Origin of the sequence: Sphingomonas panni (genome assembly GCF_022664435.1) — a bacterium.
GTDB lineage: Bacteria > Pseudomonadota > Alphaproteobacteria > Sphingomonadales > Sphingomonadaceae > Sphingomonas > Sphingomonas panni.
The window spans coordinates 62,157-84,391 of the sequence record NZ_JAKREU010000008.1 but is presented as its reverse complement, the minus strand read 5'-3'; the positions used below and the strand labels follow the sequence as shown (position 1 = coordinate 84,391).

At 63.6% G+C, this 22,235-nt stretch carries 25 protein-coding genes; 7 read left to right on the top strand and 18 right to left on the bottom strand.

Annotated features, from left to right (window positions below):
* From MF609_RS15395 to MF609_RS15320, 16 genes are read right to left on the bottom strand one after another with little or no spacing between them, the layout of a single operon-like run.
* A complete protein-coding gene (locus MF609_RS15395) occupies positions 1–1,794 on the bottom strand; it encodes a conjugal transfer protein TraN (protein ID WP_066773516.1) in 1,794 nt (597 codons plus the stop codon).
* Positions 1,795–2,538 (bottom strand): type-F conjugative transfer system pilin assembly protein TrbC, encoded by a 744-nt coding sequence (gene trbC / locus MF609_RS15390; RefSeq protein WP_066773518.1) that lies wholly within the window; start codon positions 2,536–2,538, stop codon positions 1,795–1,797.
* A 12-nt stretch (positions 2,539–2,550) separates the two neighbouring features.
* Positions 2,551–3,531, bottom strand: coding sequence for a conjugal transfer pilus assembly protein TraU (gene traU / locus MF609_RS15385; RefSeq protein ID WP_231728706.1), 981 nt, complete (start codon positions 3,529–3,531; stop codon positions 2,551–2,553).
* A gap of 32 nt (positions 3,532–3,563) precedes the next feature.
* Positions 3,564–3,842, bottom strand: coding sequence for a hypothetical protein (locus MF609_RS15380; protein ID WP_066773532.1), 279 nt, complete (start codon positions 3,840–3,842; stop codon positions 3,564–3,566).
* On the bottom strand, positions 3,842–4,480 hold the full coding sequence (gene traW / locus MF609_RS15375) for a type-F conjugative transfer system protein TraW (RefSeq protein ID WP_066773540.1): 639 nt from the start codon (positions 4,478–4,480) through the stop codon (positions 3,842–3,844). Before traW ends, MF609_RS15380 begins: the two co-directional genes overlap by 1 nt.
* The gene (locus MF609_RS15370; RefSeq protein WP_394427582.1) at positions 4,477–5,028 is read right to left on the bottom strand and encodes a S26 family signal peptidase; all 552 of its coding nucleotides are present in this window, start codon (positions 5,026–5,028) and stop codon (positions 4,477–4,479) included. Before MF609_RS15370 ends, traW begins: the two co-directional genes overlap by 4 nt.
* Positions 5,009–5,710 carry a TrbI F-type domain-containing protein gene (locus MF609_RS15365; RefSeq protein ID WP_082731337.1) on the bottom strand — a complete coding sequence of 234 codons (702 nt, stop codon included), beginning with the start codon at positions 5,708–5,710 and terminating at the stop codon, positions 5,009–5,011. The genes MF609_RS15370 and MF609_RS15365 overlap by 20 nt, the downstream gene beginning before the upstream one ends.
* The gene (locus tag MF609_RS15360; protein WP_066773545.1) at positions 5,707–6,066 is read right to left on the bottom strand and encodes a hypothetical protein; all 360 of its coding nucleotides are present in this window, start codon (positions 6,064–6,066) and stop codon (positions 5,707–5,709) included. Before MF609_RS15360 ends, MF609_RS15365 begins: the two co-directional genes overlap by 4 nt.
* A 5-nt stretch (positions 6,067–6,071) precedes the next feature.
* The gene (traC, locus tag MF609_RS15355) at positions 6,072–8,651 is read right to left on the bottom strand and encodes a type IV secretion system protein TraC (protein ID WP_066773547.1); all 2,580 of its coding nucleotides are present in this window, start codon (positions 8,649–8,651) and stop codon (positions 6,072–6,074) included.
* The gene (locus MF609_RS15350) at positions 8,648–9,670 is read right to left on the bottom strand and encodes a conjugal transfer protein (RefSeq protein ID WP_183937302.1); all 1,023 of its coding nucleotides are present in this window, start codon (positions 9,668–9,670) and stop codon (positions 8,648–8,650) included. The genes traC and MF609_RS15350 overlap by 4 nt, the downstream gene beginning before the upstream one ends.
* Positions 9,667–10,539, bottom strand: coding sequence for a DsbC family protein (locus MF609_RS15345; protein WP_066773299.1), 873 nt, complete (start codon positions 10,537–10,539; stop codon positions 9,667–9,669). The genes MF609_RS15350 and MF609_RS15345 overlap by 4 nt, the downstream gene beginning before the upstream one ends.
* Positions 10,526–11,869, bottom strand: coding sequence for a TraB/VirB10 family protein (locus MF609_RS15340; RefSeq protein WP_066773302.1), 1,344 nt, complete (start codon positions 11,867–11,869; stop codon positions 10,526–10,528). The genes MF609_RS15345 and MF609_RS15340 overlap by 14 nt, the downstream gene beginning before the upstream one ends.
* 3 nt (positions 11,870–11,872) lie before the next feature.
* Positions 11,873–12,628 (bottom strand): type-F conjugative transfer system secretin TraK, encoded by a 756-nt coding sequence (locus MF609_RS15335; RefSeq protein ID WP_066773423.1) that lies wholly within the window; start codon positions 12,626–12,628, stop codon positions 11,873–11,875.
* Positions 12,629–12,687: 59 nt separating this feature from the next.
* Positions 12,688–13,260: a type IV conjugative transfer system protein TraE gene (locus tag MF609_RS15330; protein WP_066773304.1), complete on the bottom strand. Its 573-nt coding sequence runs from the start codon at positions 13,258–13,260 to the stop codon at positions 12,688–12,690.
* A 1-nt stretch (position 13,261) separates the two neighbouring features.
* The gene (traL, locus tag MF609_RS15325; protein ID WP_066773306.1) at positions 13,262–13,552 is read right to left on the bottom strand and encodes a type IV conjugative transfer system protein TraL; all 291 of its coding nucleotides are present in this window, start codon (positions 13,550–13,552) and stop codon (positions 13,262–13,264) included.
* A gap of 59 nt (positions 13,553–13,611) precedes the next feature.
* Positions 13,612–13,932 carry a TrbC/VirB2 family protein gene (locus MF609_RS15320; protein ID WP_066708110.1) on the bottom strand — a complete coding sequence of 107 codons (321 nt, stop codon included), beginning with the start codon at positions 13,930–13,932 and terminating at the stop codon, positions 13,612–13,614.
* A gap of 419 nt (positions 13,933–14,351) precedes the next feature.
* On the opposite strand from MF609_RS15320, the gene MF609_RS15315 reads away from it, so the two are divergent.
* The 4 genes from MF609_RS15315 to MF609_RS15300 all read left to right on the top strand — a co-directional run bounded on the left by MF609_RS15315 (position 14,352) and on the right by MF609_RS15300 (position 18,134).
* Positions 14,352–14,813 carry a hypothetical protein gene (locus MF609_RS15315; RefSeq protein ID WP_066773308.1) on the top strand — a complete coding sequence of 154 codons (462 nt, stop codon included), beginning with the start codon at positions 14,352–14,354 and terminating at the stop codon, positions 14,811–14,813.
* A 179-nt stretch (positions 14,814–14,992) separates the two neighbouring features.
* Positions 14,993–15,433 (top strand): hypothetical protein, encoded by a 441-nt coding sequence (locus MF609_RS15310; protein ID WP_066773310.1) that lies wholly within the window; start codon positions 14,993–14,995, stop codon positions 15,431–15,433.
* Between the two features lie 578 nt (positions 15,434–16,011).
* The gene (locus MF609_RS15305; protein WP_066773312.1) at positions 16,012–16,869 is read left to right on the top strand and encodes a replication initiator protein A; all 858 of its coding nucleotides are present in this window, start codon (positions 16,012–16,014) and stop codon (positions 16,867–16,869) included.
* A 446-nt stretch (positions 16,870–17,315) separates the two neighbouring features.
* Positions 17,316–18,134 carry a helix-turn-helix domain-containing protein gene (locus MF609_RS15300; protein ID WP_082731323.1) on the top strand — a complete coding sequence of 273 codons (819 nt, stop codon included), beginning with the start codon at positions 17,316–17,318 and terminating at the stop codon, positions 18,132–18,134.
* A 145-nt stretch (positions 18,135–18,279) separates the two neighbouring features.
* Here MF609_RS15300 and MF609_RS15295 read toward each other — a convergent pair whose 3' ends face one another.
* Positions 18,280–19,254, bottom strand: a complete 975-nt coding sequence (locus MF609_RS15295) for a lytic transglycosylase domain-containing protein (protein ID WP_231728698.1) — start codon at positions 19,252–19,254, stop codon at positions 18,280–18,282.
* A 27-nt stretch (positions 19,255–19,281) separates the two neighbouring features.
* Here MF609_RS15295 and MF609_RS15290 point away from each other — a divergent pair, with 27 nt between their 5' ends.
* Entirely contained in the window at positions 19,282–20,574 is a 1,293-nt protein-coding gene (locus MF609_RS15290; protein ID WP_066773324.1) for a hypothetical protein, read from the top strand.
* Positions 20,575–20,614: 40 nt separating this feature from the next.
* Here MF609_RS15290 and MF609_RS15285 read toward each other — a convergent pair whose 3' ends face one another.
* On the bottom strand, positions 20,615–20,884 hold the full coding sequence (locus MF609_RS15285; RefSeq protein WP_066773327.1) for a hypothetical protein: 270 nt from the start codon (positions 20,882–20,884) through the stop codon (positions 20,615–20,617).
* Positions 20,885–21,125: 241 nt separating this feature from the next.
* On the opposite strand from MF609_RS15285, the gene MF609_RS15280 reads away from it, so the two are divergent.
* Both MF609_RS15280 and MF609_RS15275 read left to right on the top strand, forming a co-directional pair.
* Entirely contained in the window at positions 21,126–21,368 is a 243-nt protein-coding gene (locus tag MF609_RS15280) for a hypothetical protein (RefSeq protein WP_066773330.1), read from the top strand.
* A complete protein-coding gene (locus MF609_RS15275; protein ID WP_066773332.1) occupies positions 21,365–22,225 on the top strand; it encodes a DUF7146 domain-containing protein in 861 nt (286 codons plus the stop codon). Before MF609_RS15280 ends, MF609_RS15275 begins: the two co-directional genes overlap by 4 nt.
* Positions 22,226–22,235 lie beyond the last annotated feature (10 nt).

Genomic DNA, 22,235 nt, shown 5'->3' with positions numbered 1-22,235 from the left:
TCATTTGCCCCCGTGAAGGTCATAATACCCCTGAATTTTCTGCTGGATGTCGGTCATGACACTGACCTCGTCGGGCAATTTCGCGGCGTCCATGAACTCGGCATAGACCTCCGAGAAATCCATTTTCGACAGGTCGAGGCGCTGAAACTCCTCGATGGTGAAGCCTTTGCAGGTCTCGTCCTTGGGCTTGCCCCACGGCTTGTTGATCTGCTGGCGGCCCTGCTCCTGCAGGATGCGGGATAGCTTGCTGCCGAAGCAGCAATAGGCGTCCTTCGACGTGACGCAGATGCCGAGCACCTTGTCCGAACAATAGGAGCCGACCTTGTGGCACAGCCCCTTGTCGTCCTTCTCGTCGAGTTGCTTCTCGGCCGAGCTGCACAGCCAAGGCGTCAGCAACGGCACACCCTTGCCCGAACAGCAATTGGACGCGCCAAAGATCTTCTTGTTGCAGGTCCCGCGCTCGCCGGAAAAGACCGTCAGGTTGTTCGGATCGAACTGCTTGCCGGCGTCGCCGATCGAGTGAAGCGCGACGAGCGCGTCCTTGAACTCGGTCGAGGCTTCGCGCTCGATCTGCTCGCAGTTGCCGTTGAGGCAGTAGACGTCGTTGCCGCAGACATACTGCTTGTCGGTCGACGCCGGGTCATCCGGCAGCGGGCAGCTATAGACGCGCTGCGATACCTTGCAGGCCCCCGACTGGGGATCGTCGAGACATTCGTCGCGCAGGAATTTGCACTGCTTGTTGTCGTCCAGCGAGCCGCAGTCGCTCGCCGGTTCGAGCCGTTGGCAGGTAAAGGTGCGCGACCAGGCCCAGCAGCTCTGCGTCACTGGCAAGCCTTCAATCGTGCGTGTTTCAGGGCCCTCGGTGCACACCTCGGCCGCCTGCGGCGTGCAGCTGGTGTCTGCGGCAAGCGACGGGCAGGTGCCCTCGTTGCGAGTGACGGACACGCTGACTTCGCCTTCCTTCTTCAAGTAGACCGTGCCGGTGCGAAAATTCTGGTGGCTACCCGTGTCACTGGCGGGAAGCTCGCTCGAACAGGAATAGAGCTGCGCCGTGCCGCTCAGCTTGCCCTTACAGAATTTGCGATAGTCCTCGACGTTGGTGCCGCCTGCGCCGAGGTCGATCTGCGCGTCGCAGATGTGCTTCGACACCGGCTCGGTACGGCAGACGCCGGCCGCGGTCCGAGCCTGCATGACGCTATTGCGGGCAAAGCCGTAGCCCTCGTTCTTGTCGAGAACGCCGTAGTAGAAATAGCGGGCGGTGTTGACGACGTGCGGGACCATATTGCCGCGGCAGATCTCGTTGGCCTGCGTGACCTTCGAGCCCTTGTTGCACGTCGCTTCGTAATAGCCCTTCGAGCCCACCGATGGGGGAAGCGCGGTGCAGGTGCCTTGGCTTCCGCCAATGTCCTGCCCGCCGAGATAGGTCTCGGGATCCTTCTCGATCGCGGTGCCCCGCGAGGTCGCAGCGAGGATTTCGGCATTGCTGAAGCTCGGCCGCGTGCCGCCCTTGTCGGTAACGGTGCCGTATGCGTCGCTCGTCGGCGCGGCGACTTTCCCATCCATCGTCAGCTTGTCGGGATCGTCGAAATAGCCCTTCTCTGGCAGATCGGTGCCGCCATACCCGGGCAGCTCCTGCAGCTTCAGCTCATTCGGGCCGAGGCTATCATCGGCGCGCATCGCCTTGCCCATGGCATTGCCCTGCTGACGCGCCTCTTCGATCGTCGTCTGCGCGATGACGCCGCTGGCGCCACCCACGAGGATGGCGAGAAACAGGGAGGCGGCGACCCGCTTCATCTAGCTGGCCTTCGCCATGTTGCGCAGCGCGACGGAGGCGACACCGGCACCCGGTCCGCGGGCCGACACGAAGGTATCGAGCACATAGCGGACCGAGACGTTACCGGTGATGCGATCGTGCGCGGGCACCGCGGTGCGACAGTTAAGGCCCGAGCACAGGTCGAAGTCGGAGGACACCGCCACATAGGTCGGCACGGCCTGAACATCGAAGGCACGGAAAAGCCGGGGATCAATGCCGACGTTCGAGAGCTGGTCCTTCTCGGTCACGACCTTGCTCAACGCCTCGCTGAACGCCTTCATCGAATTGCCAGGGAAACCGCGAAAGACGACCACACCCCCGGCCTTCGCCGTGTCGGCGATCAGCTGGCGAAGCGCCGGCACCGGCATCGAGAGGCTGGCGAACGCTATGAACTGAGGCGCGTCGCCCCGGCCTGTCGACGAGACGTTCTGGCTGGCGCCCTTGATGATCTCATCGAAATCGAAAGCACCGTCGCCGTTCACCGGCAGGTCGGCTTTCGCCAGCTCGACGAGGTTTCCGGTGGCCTTGGTCTGGACCGCCACGGCTTCTTCGCGGAAGGCGTCGCCACGATTGCGGACGTGGTCGGCGAACGTCTCGGCATCGCCCTGCATGGCCGCCGAGCGGCGCTTGATGGCGTCGAGATCCAGACCGTCGACGGTCTGAGCGATTGCCTGAATCCCGCCGATCGTGGCGACCAGAGCGAGGACGATGGTGAAGCGACGCATGTCAGTGGTTCCTCACAGCACGCAACAGTTGCGCTTGCGCCAGACGAGGTAGCCCATGTCCTCGCCCTTCACGGGGAAGGCCCGGCCAGCCTGCGGGGGCATGGTCGAGGCACCTAGAGGCGAGCAGGCATACTTGCCGCTGACGGTCGGGATCGGGTTGGTCATCTGGACGCGGTATTGCTGCTTGCGCAGCACCGGCATCGGGTACTTGTTGCAGAGGCCCTTGGAGCCCATCGTGCCCCACGCGAGGCCCTCGCGGTGGATCTTGAAGGCGAAGCGCGCAAGCGCCAGGCGCGACGCCTGAACGTGGCCGATCGAGGCAGCGATGTTGCCGTTGACGGGGTACATCGGTCCCTGACAGCCAGCGCACCAGAAGGTCGCATCGAGAGGCAGCTTGGCGGTCGCTGCGATGCAGTCACCGGCACACGCGGCCTGCGCGATCGGTGAGGAGAAGAGCACCGCCTCAGGATTGATGAGCGCGGTGAGAGAGTCGTCCTGCCAGAGCGGATCGACCTCGGTCATATAGGCGATGTCGAAGGACGATTGCTCGAAGCAGGCGAAGTCTGCGAGGATCTCCATCCAGTAGAGCAGCGGATATACGTACCAGTGGACATGCCACTTCGACGTGTTCTGTCCGTTCCCACCTTTCTGCGACGGCCCCGACAAATTGCCCTGTCCGATGTCGAAGCCGGGCGAGATCTTGGTCCCGCCGAGGTTCACGAAACACCATGGCTTGGTCGACACGTCGGCGAGACGCACCGGCTCCCAAAAGCCGGCCGAAATACCGATGCGCGGGACGGGTGATCCGCAGGCGCAGACGGGCAAGCTGGGGTTGTCTGTGTCGGGACGATTGCTCGGCCAGATCTTGAGGCCACCGACCGAAAGCGGGAACAGGCACGACCAGCACACATCCGTGATCGGGTTCACGAACTTGCCGGTACACTTCGACTGCGCCTCCGCGCGCGGGCTCAACACCGCCGATAGGGCGAACACGGAGAGCGCGAGGGTGAGGAGGCGCAGGCCTTTCACGCGGCCTCCTCCGGCGAAGTGGCGGCGTCGAGGTAGGCGTTGTCCGCGCGGTTCTTCCGGAAAACGTAGAGCGCCGTGTGAAGGGCCGTCGTCGCGAGGACGGCCGCCACCACGAAGGACGCGGGGCGACCAAAGAGCTTCACAAGCGGAGAGATGGCGAGGACGCCAACCGCAGATGCCACGCACAGGAACTGGAAGGTGCGGCGCATACCGCGCAGCTCCGCCGTTTCCGGCGCTGCCATCGGCGTCTTCAGGAGATCGAGCCACAGAGGCATCAGCTGTTTCCCTTCAGCTTGATTTCGGAGAGCTTCATGACGCGGCCGTCCTGCACGGCGACGGCGGGTGTGTGCCGGATGCCGAGCTTGCCCGTCAGGCGACCTTCCTGATCGAAGTAGAAGCGGCGTTGCCGCGCCGTCATCTCCTCGAGGGGGGAGCCGCTGACGAGGATGATCTTGGCCTTGAGGTCGCTGTATTGGGCGGTCGCCCACGCCATCTCGGCCTTGTTGTCACCGTCGACGAACACCAGAGCCTGGGTGACGGCGGTGAAATCGAGTGGATTTACCGTCTGACCACGCCGGGCGATGTAGTTGCCCTTTTGATCTTGAACGTCGCGCTCGATCGTGATCGTCGGGTCATAGGCCCAGGTCCGCGCTTCGGTCGCGGGGGTGATACCGGCGACGGGTTTCGGACGCCGCACGCGGGCCTCCGCCCTGCGAGCGAAGGCCGCATTCATGCGATCGATGTCGCCATTCGCCTGCAGCCGCTGGAGCTTCGCCTCGATCGTAGCGAGCAGATCCGGCTCCACGATCGGGAATGTCTGCCCGACGATGCCATGGTCGCTCGCGCGGGTCGCCGAGCTCAGCGAAACCGAGAGGAGGGCGACGATCGCGACGGACTCCAGCGCCCGCTTCACAGGATCGGCTTTCCGACGCCGACGATCTTGTTCGCGCACGCGAAGCCGATCGCCGCATACCGGCTGTCAAAGCCATCCTTGTGCGGACTACCGACGAAATAGCAGTCACGCGGAATGATGCCGGTCGGGCCGGGTACAAGTCGTTCGCCGAACTTTGTCAGCGGTTTCATGTGCGCGACGAGCTTACCGGCGACGATGACGTCGGCGCCGCGATGCTCAACCAGGTCGCCCGGCATGCCATAGACGATCTTGCCGAACATCTGCTTCTTTGCACCGAAGTGCCGAACGACGAGCGGCGAGGCAGGAGGCACGAAGAAGACGTATTCACCGCGCGCTGGCGTCGCAGTTTTGTGGATCACGAAGGCCCAATTCGGCAACGACTCTGACGAGTTGATGAGCAGGGCGTGGGTATCGCGCCATTCCGCGAGTGCATTGAGCGACGCGCCACCAGCGATGAAAAGGCCGAGCGCCGCCCAAAGCCGTTTCCTCGGCCGAAAGCGCTCAGTCGGCGCCGGTGCGCTGACCGCGTTACTGGCCACTGGGACCACCAAAGGTCGAGACGCTGGCGCCAGCAGCGCTAAGGTCGGGGGCCGGGGCGGGGACCGCTTGAGCCGTGTCCATCCCTACCGCGCCAAAGGGCGATGGGGCGGGAGCACCAGTCGGAATCTGCGTGACTTCAGGCGCAACGGCGACGGGGGCAGCAACGGGAGCAGTCGGAGCCTGTCCACGCATCATGGCACCCATCTGAGCGGGAGAGGCGGGCTGCGGCACGCGAACACCGGTCGAATAGACAGCCTTGGCGACCTCGCCGGTGATGTCGGGGACGCTCTTCGACAGGACCGCCTCGCCGACGAGGACGACCTGCCCTGCGGCGCCACGCCGCTGAAGCTCGGTATCAAGCGCCGCCATGAAGGTCCGCATCTGCGCCTGCACCTGGTCGGGCGGCGTGGCACTGCGGGCCTGCGCCTGCACGTATTCGCCGACAATGCGCGATAGGTCCGCCTTCACGATGTGCTGCGGCTTCTCGGCCATAACGGCCTTGCTGATCCACATGGCCCAGATCAGGGCCAGCAGGAGCGCCGCGCCGACAAGGAGCTGCGGCATCGTGTAGCCCGCGAAGACAGCCCGCCGCGGCACCGCGCGGCCCGATGCACGGACCGGCGTGGTTTCGAGACCGGGCGACAGGCCAAGGCCATCGTCGTTGCGGTCGACACTCGATGCTTCGGTCATGCTTGGCGCTCCCGGGCGGCAGGGTCGCGCGGCAGGATGGCGTGCCGGCGGAAGAAGATGAGGGCGGTCGACAGGATCAGGTGCGCTATACCCACCGTGATCTTGAACTGGTCGACGCGGTCAGATCCGGCCGCCAGATAGCGACTGGTCATGTTCTGGAGGTGGTGCATCATCCCATCGAGCGACAGGCCGCCCAGGACGAGGAAGAAGAGCACGAAGAGCCCCCACGTCATGAGCAACGTCGTGGCGAGAAAGCCCGCCATGTGCAGCCCAAAGTAGAGCAGGAAGCCATAGTCGACCCGTCCGGCCCTTTTGGGCGCGGCGAGCGGGAGAAGGGGGTTTGCGTGCGTTGCCATGACGGTCACTCCGCGGCGATCGGAAGCGCGTCGTCGCCGGCGTCGCTCCACTTTTCAGGGTTCTCGGGGTAGGCGACGCGCTCGATCGCCTCTTCCATCGTCAGACCATGATCGAGCAGGTCGTGGATCGCCGCGAAGGTGCGCGGTGAGGACGAGAAGACGGTCGCGGAGTAGGGATCGAGCACGAGGCGACCGACCGCCATCGATTCCGGGCCTTTGATGAGCACGTCGGAATATTCGACGCCGTTGCGCTTCAGCGAGCGCATCAGCGCATCCGTGTAATCGTCCATCTCGAAGCGATCGTGCTTCTTGAAGTCGGCGATCGTCTCGGCCTTCTGCTGCAGCACGACGAACCAGTCGCTGTTCTCGAGCGCCGCCTTGGAGCCATCCGACTTGTAGTAGTCGTTGATGCTCTGCGTGGCGGTGACGAGCGAGGCACCGTACTTGCGGCAGGTACGCGCATAGGCCTCGATGAAGTCGGCCATGGAGCCGCCCTTCAGCATCTGCCAGGCCTCGTCGAGGAGCAGCGCCTTGGGCACGGAGCGATCCTCCCGGCGCATCGCCTGGCTCGCCATGAACATGATCGCGGTGAGCGCGACCGAGCGCAACTCCTCGCGCGACGACAGGTCCGACAGCTCGAAGACGGTCAGGTTCGCCTTCAGCTGGAACGACACGTCGCCGGTGAAGAAGCGGCCATAGGTGCCCGCACTCGAGAACGGGCGCATGGCGATACCGAGGTCGGTCGCAACCGGATTACCCGTCTCCTCGAGGGCAGCGATCACGTCATCGATGCAACCGCTACGCCCCTTCGCCGCCCACACCTTGTTGATGGCACCGTCGATCAGGCCGCGCTCGGTGTCGTTGAGCTTGTCGATGTGCCGCGCCATCTGGTTCACGATGCTTTTCAGCATCGCAAAGCAGTCCATGAGATAGTCCTCATCCTGCCCGGCAAGCTCAGGGTCGATCATCGCGAACGGGTTGATGCAGAAGCCAGACGCCATGGTGAACTCGACGAAGGCGCCGCCCTGCAGCTTGGCCGAGTGCTCGAACGAGCGACCGTCGTCGATCACGACGACCTTCGCGCCGGCTCCAACCATCGAGGCGCACAGCTCCTGCAGAGCGACCGACTTGCCCGAGCCCGACTTGCCGCACACTGCGACATTGTGATTGCCGGCGGTGTTCTCGAACGGCGACCAGAAGAACGGCTGTCCACGCCGGCCAACCAGCATGAGGTGCGGTTGGAGGCCACCCAGATACTCGCCCTGCAGCGGCATGAGGCTCGCTGCGGTCGTGGTCAGAACCGTCCGCATGCGCTTCATGTTTTTGAGGTCGAACGACAGTCCGTTCGCCATTGTCATCGGCATAGCGGCGAGCAGGCCCTGGATCTGCAGATAGCGATCGTCGAGCAGGTCCCAGCCTGCGGCGCGGTACACCGACTTCAGCGTCCGCTCGTTCGAGTCACCCTTGCCCTTCGGGCTGAAAGAGGTGACCGAGAAGAAGGCTTGCACGAGCTTGCGGCCTTGACGCAGCTCGTCCTTGACGAACTTCCACTCGGCCGACTGATCCTTCAGCTGCGGCAGCATGCGCGCCGACTTGGAGTCCGCAAGGCTCGTGGTCCGCATGAACTTGCGACCGGCGCGCTGCCCCTCGGCCTCCGCATCCGGGAAGTCGAGACACAGGTTGGTCGACACGGGGCAGGGCATGCGCAGCTTGTCGGCGAACATGTCGCCGATGAGCTTGGCCATATCCCACGGCGCCCAACGCTGCGGCAAGTTGCGCACCGAGAACGAGCGCACGTCGAAGGTGTCGGGGTAGATCTCGCCGATCTCGGGTGCATTATCGACCGTCTTGCCCGTTGGGCGGAACCGTTCGGTCCGGAGCAGGATCCGATCGGGCTCGATCTTCATCTCAAGATCGTGCCGTACCGCCTGATCGGCGATGGGATCGAACGGATTGTAGGTGATCGTGTCGTCACCCGGTGCCGTCGTCGGTGAGGTCAGGTCATCGATCCAGGTGATGAGCGCCTTGGGATCCATGGCGCGCGAATGGACGCCGATGGACTCCAGCGCGGACGCGAGGCCCTCCATCACGGAGACGATTTCCTCGTTGGACACGCGGCTCGATTCCGGCGTCGAATAGGAGATGGCGAGCCGGTGATTGCGCATGTGGAAGGGCGCTGCGGACGACAGCGAGTTCCACACGCCACCGAGCAGATACTCGGTACGGTGCTTGGCCATGCGCTCATAGACGCCGGCCGCCGAATAGCGCGGCAGATACCACTTGGAGAGCAACTCGCTGATGCGCGGGCTCATCCAGCCATGAACCTGCAGCGCGCCCGGCGTCGGAATGCCTTCAGAGAGGAATTGCGCGAGCATTTCATGGCTCTGCTCGGTCGCGCCGAGCATCGGCGTGCACTCGAGGACGAACCCGCGGGTCGCGCTATTGTAGAAGATCTTCGTCTTCGGGTCGAAGCTGCGATACGGCAGCCAGTGAACGAAGCGCGGCACCGCCGTGTCGGGCCGTCCGCCCTCAGGCTTGGCATTATCGCCAAGGATCATCGCCAGCAGGCCGCTTAGGAAGCTCATTGATCCACTCCGGGGAATGAGGGAGCGCGCAGCACCGGTACGACGCCGTTGGCCTTGGCGGCTTCGCGCGCGTCAGGCTCGACGCGCGCGAGCCCCGCACGGATTGCCGGGTTTGCCGCGACCGATGCGATCGCGGTCCGACCCGCCTGGGTTGCATGAAGCGGGACGGTGACGGCCGACGTCGCCGTTGGCGTCGTCGCGACAGGGCGAACAGACGCGGAAGGGGAAGGGGCGGGGGTTTTGGCGGGGCCGACCGGCTGTGTCGTCGCCGTTCGCGCCTGAGGCGGGGAGGCAGGAGCCACGGGTGCAGTCTGGACGGCTACCCCTGTCGGCGCAGGGCGGAACGTGGGCCGGGTGGCCACCGGCACGCGTCTTGGATTGCGCGCGAGCTGGCGAGCGACCTGGTCCTTGATGTCGCCAACAGGATCGGCCTGCACGCGCGCAGCGGCAACCGCAGCCGCGCTCGGCATGTCGGGATCAAAGGCGGGATCCGCGGACGCGGTGACGGGGGGGGCGGCCCGATCGACCGCGGCGAGGAGAGTATCGCCGCCCGTCGCCGATGCTACCTCGGAGGGCGTGGTCGCAACCGCGTTCGCAGCGAGAGCCTGCTGCCACTCGCCACGCTCAACCACGGCATGAATGGCGGTCTGCTCGCGAAGGCGACCCGCCGCGTCGATCTGCGCGGGGAATACGATGCGCAGCACCCGCTCTTGGCTACGCGCCGGCGCGGCTGATGCGGCCTGGAAGCCGCCACTTACCGAGCGCGCGGCGATACTCTGAGGGCCGCGACCGTCGCTTGCGGGCACGCTGTAGGGACCAGCGGGCGTAATCATGCGATCGCCGTCCTCGCCGGCGATCATCGCCAATGCGCGATCATCGATCGTCGAACTCGGGGCGCAGATGCCATCCGGGGCGACGCACGAGAAGTTGCCCTTGATGTTGCCACCCATCGTCGTGCAGCTGGCAAGGCCAGTGCCCGCGAGGATGAGACCAAGCGCTCCGATTTTGGTAGGGTTCACGACCGTCCTCCCGCGATGAAGGCGGCGAGCGCCTCCTTGGGCCGGTAGCCCTCGATCATCGCACCGTCGGCGCGGACGATGACGGGCGTGCCGGAGAGACCATGGGCGCGCGCGAACTTCTCGTTGGCGTCGAGGCCCGACGTGTCGCAGGTGCCGGCGTTGCGCAGCGGCTCACCGGCGTAGGCCTGATGCAGGGCCTCCTCGCGGTTCTTGGCGCAATAGACCTGATTGGCGAGGTCGCGGCTGCCCAGGACCGAGATGGGGCGCTCGATCACGCGGACGTTCATCGTGCGGAGCGTGTTGGAGAGCGCGCGGCAATAGCCGCAGCGGAAATCGCTGAACACGGTGACCGTCTTGCCCGAAGGCTTGCCCCAGACGATCGCGCCGGTCGCCGGCAGGCTCGTGAGCGAGAGGTGCTGCGGCGCTGCAGGTGCGGTGGGCTGGGACCCGGCACCACGCGTTAGCGGTGCTTCGTCGCTGCTGGCGGCGTTGTTGGCCTTAGCCGCCCCGCCGATGAGCGTGTCGGGATTGATCTCGAGGAGCCGGGTGGCGGTAAGGTCCTGCCGCGTCTCCATGTCGTAGACCCGGCCGATCATGAGGTAGCGGCCCGAACGATCGACATAGAAGAGATTGCTGCCGGCAGTCACTTCACAGAGGCCGTCGACGACGCCGCAGTCGACCTTGGAAACGTCGGTCCTTGGCAGCCGTGCCTTGAGGAGCGCTGCGACCTTCTGGTTGGACGGCGACATGATTCCGAGATCCGCCGCAGCGCCAGCGGCACCGATGCCGACGACAGCCGCGCAACCCGCGATGGTGGCGATGAAGCGAGGACGAAGACGCCAGAAGGCGATGTAATCAATTGCGGACATACACACCCTCCAGGAAGACGATTTCGACGTCGACACCCGTCGGCATCTCAATGACGGGCTGGTACTGCTCGGCGCGCTCGATCAGATACTTGGAGACCATGTCGCCCGCCTCGCCGATGCCGTTGCCGACGCCGCCCTGCGCGATGTCGCCGAGCCCGAGCTGCTGGCGCTTGCCGTTGGCGAGCACGACGTTGCCGGGCTGCAGCGCAATGTTGGTGTTGGCCGCGAAGCCGCGCCCGATCCCGCCGACGAGGCCGGCGATGAAGGCTTGGCTCACCAGCGATCCCTCGCGGCTGACGACGCGACCCCGCACGCCGGTCTTGCCGCCGAATGCGATGAAGCCCTTCACCTCGGACTCGGCATAGCGGCCGCCCGGCTGCGGGCAGGTCATCTTCTGCAGCTTGATGTAGACCTTCTCGCTCGACAGCTCGCCGCGCGCGGCGCCGTTGATGAGGCAGCCCTGGATCTTGGTGGTGAGCAGCTTGCCGTTCTGGAGCACGGAGCGCGCCGGCCCAGTGATGCGCAGCACGACCGGCAGCGGGTCGGTCTGGCTGTTCACGCCCGCCGCGGCGTCGACGCCGACGATGACCTTGGCGGTCGCGAAGCTGTTCGCGGGCAGGTAGTTGGGGCTGTCGGTGTAGACCGTGCTGCCCTTGGCGATCTTGGACGCAGTGCCGCGATCGGTCGAGCTGAACGAGACCATCTTCACTTCGCTCAGGCGAGGCGCGGAGAGATCGGGACCGGCAGGCGGCGCCCCCGCGCCGCGGCCGTACACCGCAGCGCTGCCCGGGCCGTACATCGCCTGCGGACCGGCCGGGACAGGCGGCGGGGCGGCCGCGCGCTCGTTCACCTGCCTGCGCAGCTGCTCGTTCTCGGCCTGATAGGCCGAGACGACACGCTGGCCGTCCGACGACATCGACTGGTTCTGCGCCTTCAACGCGTCGATCTGCTGCGAAAGCTGCGCCACACGGGCGTTGGTGCCGTCGACGCTCTTCAGCTGGTTCTCGGCTGACTGGAAGCGGTTCTCCGACAGCGCCATCCACTCCTGCTCGGAGAGGGTCCTGTTCGCCATGTCGCCGACCGACACCTTCACCTGCTCGGGCTTGTCGGGGTCGACCTTGCGGGCGTTGTCCGAGCCGCCGAAGATCCAGAACGACGAGGCAACGAGGCCGACCGCGCCGACGCTTGCGAGAAGCATGCGCTGCTTCTTCTTGGTCTCGTTGTTGCCGTCGAGCTCGGACGCGATCGGCGATACGCCGTCCGTCTCTGGAGCGGCCTCGGGGCCGTCGAGCGGCTTACGCGACCGCGAGAAGATGTCCTTGATGGCCATGGCTTAGTTTCCGTTCCGCGAGACGAGGTAGGCGGTCGTGACCCGACCCGGTGCGAGTTTGGGCTCGGCGATCGACACGGCGAGGGCGCTGGCGGGCGCGACCTGTGCCTCGGTCAGGACTTTTTCCTGCGTGCCCTTGTTCTCGATCCGCAGAACGCGACCCGTCAGTGCCTCGCCGCGATATTCCGAGATCATCTGGACCTTGAGGTCGCCGACGTAGACCGGCTTCAAAGAGCGCTGGCGCAGCTCGTAGCCATCGACCGACTTGTTCGCGTACATCGCCTGCACCAACGACACCGCCGCGTCCTCAGGAGTCGACGCAGCGGCGACCTTGGTCGGTGCCGCCTCGGCCGCGTCGGCCTTGGCGATCGCGGGGTTCGAGAGGAACACCTGCACCGCCTGGTCGCCCGCGATGCGGCAGGCGAACTTGTAGACATAGCCGCGCTTCGAAGTGCCGAAGAAGGAGAGCGTCTGGCGGTTGAAGCCCTCAGGAACGGACAGGTAGATGTCGCCGCGAACTGGCTCGTTTACGACCGAGAAGTCGTCCGACGGGTTGCCCGTGTTGATCTTCGAGACACCGGCAAACTCGTCGCCGACGAGGCTGATGCGCGTCAGATCCTTGGCCGACGCGGTGCACGACACCTGCGCGCCGTCCGCGACCATCAGCGTCTGGTCGCTGGCTGCGAAGGCAGGCGCGGCAAAGACAAAGACCGCGACTGCGATGAGCGCCGCGCCGGCGATGCGGCTGAGCCAGCACATTGTGCGCGAGGCGAGCACCGTGCCGAGTGCAGCGCTGCCGAAGGCGTAGAATGCGTCCGTCACAGCGAGCCTCCCAGGCGGCCCTTCGGCTGCGCCATGCTGAATCCGACCAGCTTCAGGCTCATGCCCGAATACTCCCAGTCGTAGATGAAGGTGCGCGGCTCGCTCGACACGATCTTCTGGCCGACCACCGTGCTGAGCTTGCCGGTCACGGTAGACTGCAGGTGCTTGGCGTCGATCTCCATGCCCTCGAGCGTGAAGAATTGGCTCATGCTCGAATTGCGCTGCTCGTTGACGATCTTCAGCAGGTCGGCCTTGATCGTGCCCTGCGCTCTCGGGGAGACGATCGCGAGGACCGACTTCATCCAATAGTCGAGGCTGCCGGGCGATCGGTTCAGCGTCAGGACCGCCGTGTCGCGGGTGACGAGCTCGAGATATTCGCGCGACACGCCGCTGCTGGAGACCGTCACCGGCGATCCGAGGACCGGCTGCAGGACGATCTCACGACTACGGGTCGCGGACATGAGGAGGAGGAGTGCGACGGCGCCTGCCAGCACAAGGGCGGCGATGCCGAGAAGATTGCGCTGGCGAAGGACACGCTGGCTCTGCGCGTGCTGGTAGGAATAGTCCATGTCAGCCCACCATCAGTCGGAGATAGGAAGGTGGCGTGGCCCTGAGAGACGGAAAGCCGCCGGGGAGGTGCCAGTATGCCAGGTGGATCAACCAAGATGTCGCCCGTCCCGCCTTGGCCTTACGGAGTGCCCACCAGCCCAGGACGGCGAAGCCGATCCCGATGACGATGTGTTGGGACAGGATCCCCCACGTGAAGGGGATGACCATCGCTAGGAACTCGTCCAACGTCCAAAAGCCGATAAGCTCAGGGTCGTCCAAGTGCGATGGGATCACGTACTTATCGGCTGACATCACGCCACCTTCAGTGACGACGCCGGCGGAGCTGCTATCTCCGCCGGTGCCGGATCGAGTTAGATGGTGGCGGTGACGGTCGAGGTGACGATCGGAACGCCGGTGCCGGCGCCGACGCCCACGCCCACCGGGATCGCGACCTGGCCGAGCGAGAAGCGGCCCGAGGCCAGACCGACGACACCGCCGGCCAGCGACAGCACGGTGATGATCTTGCCGCCCGAACCCTCGAGGAAGCCGGTGAAGGCGTTCAGCGCGGTATCGAACGTGCCGTCGGCACCCGCGAAGGCGGGCGAGGCCATCACGGCCGCAGCCGCTGCGACGCCGAGGGTGGCCAGTGCGGCCGTCTCGACGCGACGGCCCATCTTGAGCATGGTCTTCATGACGAAAGGTCTCCTTTGATTGAGCGCATTTCAGCGCGCCCAACCAAAGGCTCGACCGGGAAAAAAATTCGCGCAATCGGCGCGTTTAGGAACTGGTAAGGTTGCCGTAAGTTTTTTCTGCGATTGCGACGAAATGAGCTTTGCCAGCTTACCAATCAGGCTCTTGTCCCGCGCTTCGGGACGACTTGTCCGCCCCCACGAACATCTGTCCGCGTTTACGAACGCCTGTCCGTAATAGCGGACAGCTGTCCGTATTGGCGGACACGCGTCCGCGTGCGAGGACAGCGGCGCGAAGGCCTTAATCCCGCGATGCGACTCCGCTCTTTGATTGTGTTACACAACGCGGACTCGATGGTGCTAAAACGCCGCGGAGACGGTATTTTTCAGGGTGTGCTATCAAGGTGAGGACTTCTTCTAAGATGACGGCGGGTGAACGCGCCTTCGATCTAAAGATCTCGGAAACGTTCTTTCGGCTCGTAACCGAAAGCATCCGCCTTTTCTCGAACAAGAAGAAGAGACTTCTTTCGATCAACGACGTGGTCAACGATCGATCTTCCTCGGCCGCCCAAATCAAGGATACCTACCGACCAGGCTCGTTGAAGGAGCATCTGCGGATCATCCCAACTGATGGCGATGTCGGCCTATCACTGACGATCCTCGAAAGCAGCGCTGAGGCGATCGACGGTTCGATCCCAGACCTTCAAGAGGTTATCGGATCATCGGTAAGTTTTGCGTCCGCCGTTTCACTGGTCCTCTTCGACTTCATCGTTGAGGAGAACACGACGGAGGTGATTAATAAGCTGGGGCTGGACGTTGAGGACGCCCAGGCCTTTCGAGCTGCGGCAAAAAGAACCGAAACGAACGTGATTCCAATCAGGTAGCACCTCGGAAACATGAAATTAACGTTAACGGCAGGGTTGCCATTCTGTCATTTTCGGGCGTACCTGAGTCGAAGCTAGCGGGTGGGGAGTGCCCTGAGGTGGGAGCGTCTAATCCTTACAATTCTGGCGAAAGCAGTAGCAGCGCCAAGCCAGAACTTGCCGACTTCCTCCTCGCGAGGATGAAGGAATTGCGGGTCACGTTCCGCGTGCTCGAGGCTTCAACGCCGATGATGAAGCGGACGAGGCTCCACTGCATCCTGCATTCGGACACGGCCAAGCGCCGGCCGATGCGCGTGGACGAGGCCCAGGCGATCTGCGCCGCGCTCGGCATCACGCAGTCAGAAGCGTTCTTCGGGACCGAGCTGCTCGGCTGCATGTCGGGTGACGATCGCGAGGAGGCCGCAGGCCTGACGTCATTCCTCGCGACGATGTTCGGCGGATTGGCGCCGAGATTGGCGAACGCTGTGTCCGCGATCGGCGGCTTGGATCTAAGCGACGTGAAGGGTGAGCACGGCCAGCAGATCCAGCAGCTGGTATGTGAGACTTTCGAGCGAGGGTATGCGGACCTAGCTGAGCGCAAGGGGCTCCGGCTGCGAAAGAGAGAGGCCGACGGGCTCTAACGGCACCTCGACTGAAATGATGGATTGGGCACCGCTTCAGGTGCCTTTTTTTTGGCGCTGTCACCACCGCCACGCCGTCCCGGACAGACCTCCCGCCGCCCTGCCATCTCGCGTCCCTTAGGGCTCCTAGAGCATCTGACGCCCCCCGGGATCGGAAGGGGAGGGGGAGGTTGAACGCGGGCTGGAGGACCGTGTGCATCAGCAAACGGGGATGATGCCGTTTGAGCCGAAGCCGACACGGTGCTACGGCAAGGCATGGCTTACGCTTCCGTAATCCAGACCCCCCTTACCGACCGCTACACCGACACAGCCTCTCGCGTTTTCAAAAGCACGAAGAAGGGCGGCCGGGCGGCCTGGACCTGTCCGAAATCGGCAGAAACAGGGCCTAGAAAGCCGGTTTTGGGGTCGGATTTCGTGCTTTCGGAAACGCCAGCGGCCGAATTTTCGTGCTTTCAAAAACGCGAGAGCGCCGGAAGCGAATTATCAAAAACACGAGAGCGTCGAGGTCACTGGGGATCCCGGCTGAACCCGATCCGCTCTCCTCGGCGAATGCCGAGACACATGAAGGTAAGTTGACAATGGCGGAGCAAGAACAGGGCGAGCTTTTTCTGCTCGACAGTCCTCTCCACGGACCAGTCCGCGGAGAGCGGTCACTCATGGCATGGCCGTTCTTCGCGTTGGCGAAGAAGGCCTGGATGCAACCGCTTACCTATAAAAAGGGTGACATCTCGATCGAAATCGGGCCGGGACCAAAAGGGGTGGCCACGATCTACGACAAGGAAATCCTGCTCTATATCGCCAGCCTAATGGTTTCCAAGGTAGAGGCAGGGAAGGCCATTGGGCAGGAGTTCAGCTTCAGTGCGAACGACCTTTTCAGCGTCACCGGCGTCAACAAGTCGGCTAGGTCCTACACAAGATTGTCTGAGGCTCTTGAGCGACTTCAAGGCACACAGATCAAGACCAACATCGAAGCAGGCGGGGAAGGCGAGGAGGGCTTTTTCTCGTGGCTACAAGAGGCCAAGCTGCAATACAGCAAGGGCGAAGGTGGCGTGAAGCGCCTGAAGGCGGTCAAAATTCGCCTCTGTGACTGGCTGTATCGGGCTATCATGGTCGACCGCCAGGTCCTCGAATACGCATCCACCTACTTCCAGCTCGGCCCGGTCGAACGTCGACTCTATGAGGTTGCCCGATCGCTGTGCGTTGACGGTCAGACTACCATTCCGCTTGAGGATCTGCGGCTGCAGATGGGCTACCAAGGATCCTCGCGCCAATTCAAATTCGCACTTACGAAAACCATCAAAGAGGACCCGATCCCAGGCTTTCGATTTGAGATCGAGGATCAAGGTCTCGGAACGGTGACGGCAGCCGGGCGAACAGTCCGCGAATACCTCGTCAAAATCATTCCAGAGAGCACGGTGAAGCGCCTCTCGTCATAGACGTTTTCGATTCGACGAAAGCCGACTCCAAACACGGCGCCACCAACTTCTCGCGTTTCCAAAAGCACGAATTGTTGTCCCGTGGCGCGGGACGGGGCAGCCTACGTGTTTTCAAAAGCACGAACATTAGCCGCCTAATGTTGTCGAAAGCACGAATCACGCGTGTTTCGCGAATGGCTATCGTGCGCCACTATGCGGCCGCCTGGGTCGCAGTCCGCGGCCTGGAAAAATTGGGAATGGCTGTGACCACATAAACGAATGCCCGGCACGAGGCCGGGCACCCTGAGACCGCTATGTCCGATGCCGGCAAGCATCGAAAGAGCCGTTGAACGCTCAAGATATACTGGTTTCCGAGCTTCGGTTCAAGGGTTGCGCGCTTCGCGCCACGGACGAGTTTTGCCCCGGTCCCGGCCCAATGTGAGGGCAGGAAATTGGCTGCAATAACAATGGCAGAGGCGGCTCTGGCCGTGCTCGGCGGTGCCCGCTTCAAGCGGAAGCCGTCGCGATCTGGCGCAACCCACCGCACTGGGGCGCCCGTGCGGCGCGACAGCATCGAGGCTGGTACGTTCGAAGACGCCTTCTTTTCGCGTCCCAGCAAAGGTGAAACCGACCGGATCTACAAGCGCGCTGCGGCGCTGAGCGCGGGACGGGCGAACCTGCGCGCAAGGATCGCGCACGAAGAACGAGAGCCGACACCGCGGGAGGCCGCTATCCTGCGCTTCAGCCGTAACACGCTGGCGGTCCTCGAGGCATTGCTCAGGATCGCGCGAGTCCAAGCAGGCCGTGTGTACCCCACCCTCGAGTATCTGGCCGAGACTGTCGGTATCGGACGCCGCACCGTCATCCGCGCACTTGCGCTTCTGACCGAACTCGGCTTCGTTCTTGCCCAGCGTCGCTTCAAACGCGTCGAGATCGACGGCGTTGGACCACGCTATAAGCAAACCAGCAATGCGTACCGCATGCTCATGCCGGCCTGGATCGAGGCTCACCTTCCGCGCTGGCTGCGTCCGGCTCCTTTGCCCGCGGATGTCGTCCAGCAGGAAGCCGAGCGGATCGAGCAGACGGCCGCGATGCTCAGCTCACTGTCGCGTCGGGAATATGCGTTGGCGACGGTCGACGGCCAACTAGGCAAGGTTCTCGCGCGCCTCGGCGCCGCGATCGATGCCAAAGAGAGCGAGTGCCAACCTGGCCTGCAACCGCTCCTAGATTCATATATCATTAGCTCAGAAAGACTTGGCCTAGCCGGCCAAGGCGTTCACGCCTGACGGCGAGAGCAACGAAACCGCAACGCGCATCTCGACGGCGGCCCGAAGACTGACTGTCGGAGCGCCGGCTACGCCGTCGCATTGCTCCCGAAAGGAGCATGCGTTTTCTGGCGTCGATCATCGGCAGGGCGCGAACGCTGAGATGTCAGAATTGCGCGAGTGCGACCGAGCGATAGGCAGGTTGTGGCAAGGTCGAACGAAGTGCTTGTGACCCAGGCGCTGCGGTCAATCTCGACCAATTGGCGATGATGTCGGTTACATAGGCCTGCGTTTCGGTGATCCGGGGGACGAGACCCCCGCGCACTCGGCCAGGACCGGCATTATAGGCAGCGAGCGCGAGCTGCACGCGGCCGAACTTATCGAGCTGCTGGCGGAGGTATCGGGCACCGCCACGCATGTTCTGGTAGGGATCGAACCGGTTCACGCCGAGCCCCATCGCAGTGCCGGGCATCAGCTGCGCGAAGCCGAAGGCGTTTTTCGGCGATAGAGCTGTTGGATTGTAGCGGCTCTCGCGAATTATCATCGCGTCGAAGAGCCCAGTTGGAATGCCGTGTTCGCAGGCGATCGAGCTCATCATGCCATAGTAAATTGCCCGCCGACTTTCGGCCTCGCGCGAGAGAAACCCTGACGGCCGATACGCGAGCGGAGCACAGCCGGGAACGAAGGCTGGCGCCGTAAACGATCCGACGCCCGGTTTCATCCAATCGGGCACGCTGATGGAGGACGTCGCCGCTACAGCCGGGGCCAGGCTGTCGGATACGCTGACCTCGGGAAAGATCGACGCGAGCTCCTGCTTCATCCGAAACTCAACGTAGCGGCGGCTTAGATCGTGCACCTTGAACTCAGGCGGGAGGTCAGGTGCTGGGAGGTCATCGGCGGGTCCGCCATCACCCTCCGCCATTGGCAGCGCCGACGCGGTGGTCATCGAGATCAGCTCAACGCGCCGAACCTTGCCGCGCTTTTCAGGCGCGGCCGAAGCAGATGTGGCCAGCGCCACGCTCGCGATCGCCACACCGGCGTAAAACTTCTGCACAAAAACCTCCTCGACCCCCTGTTTAAAAGAGTGGAGATCAAGAGATTTGCCCTTGTCAAGACCGGGGCCGAGGGCGAAACTGGTCAAGAAACGTCGCCCAAAGGCTCTTCGAGCATGTGGTTGATCCATCGAGACACTGACGGAAAAGGTCCAAATCGCATCAAGCTTCCGCAGCCGCTGCGGGAGGCGCTGGTACGCTGGTACGTGGGCAAAGGCACCTTCCACGACGAGCAGGCCGGCATCACGCTCGTTCAGAACGCGCGCATCGGTCACCGCTGGATCGCCTGCAATTGCCTTGGAGCGGAGGCGGCCCCACCGATCCTCACACCCGCGTTCCTGTCCGAGGCGGAGACCTACTATCTTCGACGTCTGACCAGCGAGAAACGTCCCGAGCATCGCGCAGACTGCCCGTTCTTCCGCGACCAGGTGACCAACCGGATCACCGAGATCCGGTCCCCCAACACGCCCACCGACCCGCCTGCTGGCTTTTTCGAGGTGCTCAGGCCCGCGCCGGAGAAGCTCTCGCAACGGCCGGAAGAAGACAGCAACGACGATCGGACGCGAAACGCGTCGACGCCGCGGCTGGCTCGCCTTCTATGGCGGCTAATGGACACGGCCGGATCCAACAGCGTCCCGCCGATCGGCGCAGGTCCGGAGTGGTCGATCAAGGAGGCCTTTGCCGCCATCCTCGGCGCGGCGGGAAAGATCGAGATTGCTCCCGGCATCGAGTTAGGCCGCGCCATCTGGACGCACGCCCGGCCGCTCGAGGCCAAGGTCGTGTATGCAACGCTGCGACGCCTCGCGGAAAACTGGCCAAAGGCGCATGCGCCGCAAGGCTTCGTCCTGCTCTATGCGACCGCGATCCAAGGGCACAAAATCTACGTGCCCGATGGTCCTCCCGTGGAAATCGCTAATCGGGTTCAGTCACCATCGGTGCGGGGTAACAGGATCAGCGGCCCGTTCCTCGTGCTGGTTGTCGCCGGCGAGTACCCGGAGGCCCATGGGTATGCGCCGCTGCGGGGGTACGCACAGCCGATTTACAATGGCCGGCTGTTCGTTCCGGTGGAGTCGGATTTCGAGCGGAAAACCCTCAAGCGGATCTTGGAAGCCCAACGGCTTCTCCGTTCGCAGTCAATTGATCTGGCGATCGGAAAGCCGCTCTTCGATACCATGACACCAGATGGCCCATGTCGTCCGGACTTCGTCCTCGAGGGGAGATCCCGCGAAACCGGGGAGCTGCGCACGCTCGTTGTGGAAGCGATGGGGTTCGACAACGACGATTATCTCGCCGCAAAGGCGGTGACCCACCCGCGCATGCGCCACCTGGGCGATCTGCTCACATTACGCCCGAGTGATATCGAGGACGATGCTGCGGGCATTCAAATCGCCAATGCGATGAGGCTCTAAAAGCCTCGTTGGACCGCTAAATAATTGCAGGCTCTGAGGATCAACCCCAGTTCATCGTCGCGGCGAAGTAACAGACTATGCCAAGTGTAACGGGCGTGGAAAGTAGGTAGAGCTTCTGCCAGCGCCACCATGTCTTCGGAAGCAGCAGAGCCGCACCGCGGATCGTGCGGGCATCTTGCCAGACCTTGGCCTGCCACATCTCGTGAAGCGTCACCGAAACTGACATGACCATGGCGATTCCGCAGCAGATTCCTGCCGCCAGATAGATGGCGACCCAGTTCGCGATCTCGACTGGCGAAAACTGAGACATCCACACCTCTTTTTAAGGCCGTGCGTCGACAAACAAGCACGGATCGATTCTAGTTCCTAGAGCACCCTACTTGGCTGGGCTTAGCGCTGGGTAAACGGGACGGATACGAAATCAGCCCTGATTTAACAGGGGTAGAGGAAGAGCGGAGGGGGGGAGAAAGGATGGGCTGCTCGGGTGGCCCGACATTCCCTTGCGGTAATGGTTCGCCGGTACAGGCGGCCAGGTACGAGGTCCGCTCGCCATGGAACGCTTCCTGCTCTTCATCCGCGACGTCGACGGTCGCGATCAAACCGACGTGCATCCCAGTGAACGATCGGCCCGCACGGCCCTAGCGGCTTATGTACGGAGCCGGTCCGAACCGAACGCCGATGTCGTCCCCCTCCACGACGACGACGCGATCGACAGCTATTTCGCCGCGCGGGACGCTGCATATGTGATCGCGCGCCTGACGAAGACGATGCGACGCGAGGGGGATCCGGCATGACCCTGATCGCCAATCGTCCGTCACAGAAGCTGGTCGACCTCGTCGGCGCGCTCGGGGGAACTTGGCACCGGAACGTCGCGACGTGCCGCTGCCCAGCGCATACGGACAAGACGCCAAGCCTGTCACTCCGACAAGGCGATCGAGGCATCCTTGTGACCTGCTTTGCGGGTTGCGACCCTGCCGACATCCTGCGCGAGCTCGACCGCATACCGCTAGGCCAGCGCTATGAGCCACCCAAGGTGACCCGCGCAGGAGGCACCGCCAATATCGAGCGATTATGGAATGAGGCTCGTGGCGTGCCAGGAACCTGCGCGGAGCGCTATCTCGCGTCGCGCTTCCTGCTACCGCTGCCGACCGACATTCGCTTTCACCCGCGCTGCCCACTCGGGCCGAAGCCGCTCACCGTGTTCAAGCCAGCACTGCTCGTCGCCGTTCGCGAAGCTGACCGCCTGGTCGCTTTCCAAAGGATTTTCATCGATCCCGCAACGAGCGCCTACACCGAGAAGCAGACGCTCGGGACCCTCGGCAATGGCGCGTGGCGTGGCGGTGGTCTGGCCTCGACGATAGGGCTCGCAGAGGGTTTCGAGAGTGCCCAAGCATGGTCGCGACTGCGTGGCCTCCCCTGTTGGTCTTCGTTCGGGTCACGACGACTCGACCTTCTGGCCATTCCATCGTCGGTCACCCGGCTGATCCTGGCTGCGGATCGCGATCTCGCTGGGCGACGCGCTGTGGCGCGCAGCATCGAACAATATGCGTCCGACACCCTGACCGTCGTGCCGGACTTTCCGCCGGCGCCCTACAAGGATTGGGCGGAGGTGCTCGAGGCGAAAGAGAGGGGAGGGGGAGGGAGGCGGTGAGCTGCCGGAA

Bases quoted from the DNA above. Each gene is read 5' to 3' on its own strand.
- MF609_RS15330 (WP_066773304.1), bottom strand. From the start codon at position 13,260: ATGGACTATTCCTACCAGCACGCGCAGAGCCAGCGTGTCCTTCGCCAG.
- MF609_RS15315 (WP_066773308.1), top strand. From the start codon at position 14,352: ATGACGGCGGGTGAACGCGCCTTCGATCTAAAGATCTCGGAAACGTTC.
- traC (WP_066773547.1), bottom strand. From the start codon at position 8,651: ATGAGCTTCCTAAGCGGCCTGCTGGCGATGATCCTTGGCGATAATGCC.
- MF609_RS15280 (WP_066773330.1), top strand. From the start codon at position 21,126: ATGGAACGCTTCCTGCTCTTCATCCGCGACGTCGACGGTCGCGATCAA.
- trbC (WP_066773518.1), bottom strand. From the start codon at position 2,538: ATGCGTCGCTTCACCATCGTCCTCGCTCTGGTCGCCACGATCGGCGGG.
- MF609_RS15395 (WP_066773516.1), bottom strand. From the start codon at position 1,794: ATGAAGCGGGTCGCCGCCTCCCTGTTTCTCGCCATCCTCGTGGGTGGC.
- MF609_RS15305 (WP_066773312.1), top strand. From the start codon at position 16,012: ATGGCGGAGCAAGAACAGGGCGAGCTTTTTCTGCTCGACAGTCCTCTC.
- MF609_RS15300 (WP_082731323.1), top strand. From the start codon at position 17,316: ATGGCAGAGGCGGCTCTGGCCGTGCTCGGCGGTGCCCGCTTCAAGCGG.
- MF609_RS15360 (WP_066773545.1), bottom strand. From the start codon at position 6,066: ATGGCAACGCACGCAAACCCCCTTCTCCCGCTCGCCGCGCCCAAAAGG.
- MF609_RS15290 (WP_066773324.1), top strand. From the start codon at position 19,282: ATGTGGTTGATCCATCGAGACACTGACGGAAAAGGTCCAAATCGCATC.
- MF609_RS15310 (WP_066773310.1), top strand. From the start codon at position 14,993: ATGAAGGAATTGCGGGTCACGTTCCGCGTGCTCGAGGCTTCAACGCCG.
- MF609_RS15340 (WP_066773302.1), bottom strand. From the start codon at position 11,869: ATGGCCATCAAGGACATCTTCTCGCGGTCGCGTAAGCCGCTCGACGGC.
- MF609_RS15380 (WP_066773532.1), bottom strand. From the start codon at position 3,842: ATGCCTCTGTGGCTCGATCTCCTGAAGACGCCGATGGCAGCGCCGGAA.
- traL (WP_066773306.1), bottom strand. From the start codon at position 13,552: ATGTCAGCCGATAAGTACGTGATCCCATCGCACTTGGACGACCCTGAG.
- MF609_RS15335 (WP_066773423.1), bottom strand. From the start codon at position 12,628: ATGTGCTGGCTCAGCCGCATCGCCGGCGCGGCGCTCATCGCAGTCGCG.
- MF609_RS15275 (WP_066773332.1), top strand. From the start codon at position 21,365: ATGACCCTGATCGCCAATCGTCCGTCACAGAAGCTGGTCGACCTCGTC.
- MF609_RS15320 (WP_066708110.1), bottom strand. From the start codon at position 13,932: ATGAAGACCATGCTCAAGATGGGCCGTCGCGTCGAGACGGCCGCACTG.
- MF609_RS15285 (WP_066773327.1), bottom strand. From the start codon at position 20,884: ATGTCTCAGTTTTCGCCAGTCGAGATCGCGAACTGGGTCGCCATCTAT.
- MF609_RS15365 (WP_082731337.1), bottom strand. From the start codon at position 5,710: ATGACCGAAGCATCGAGTGTCGACCGCAACGACGATGGCCTTGGCCTG.
- MF609_RS15345 (WP_066773299.1), bottom strand. From the start codon at position 10,539: ATGTCCGCAATTGATTACATCGCCTTCTGGCGTCTTCGTCCTCGCTTC.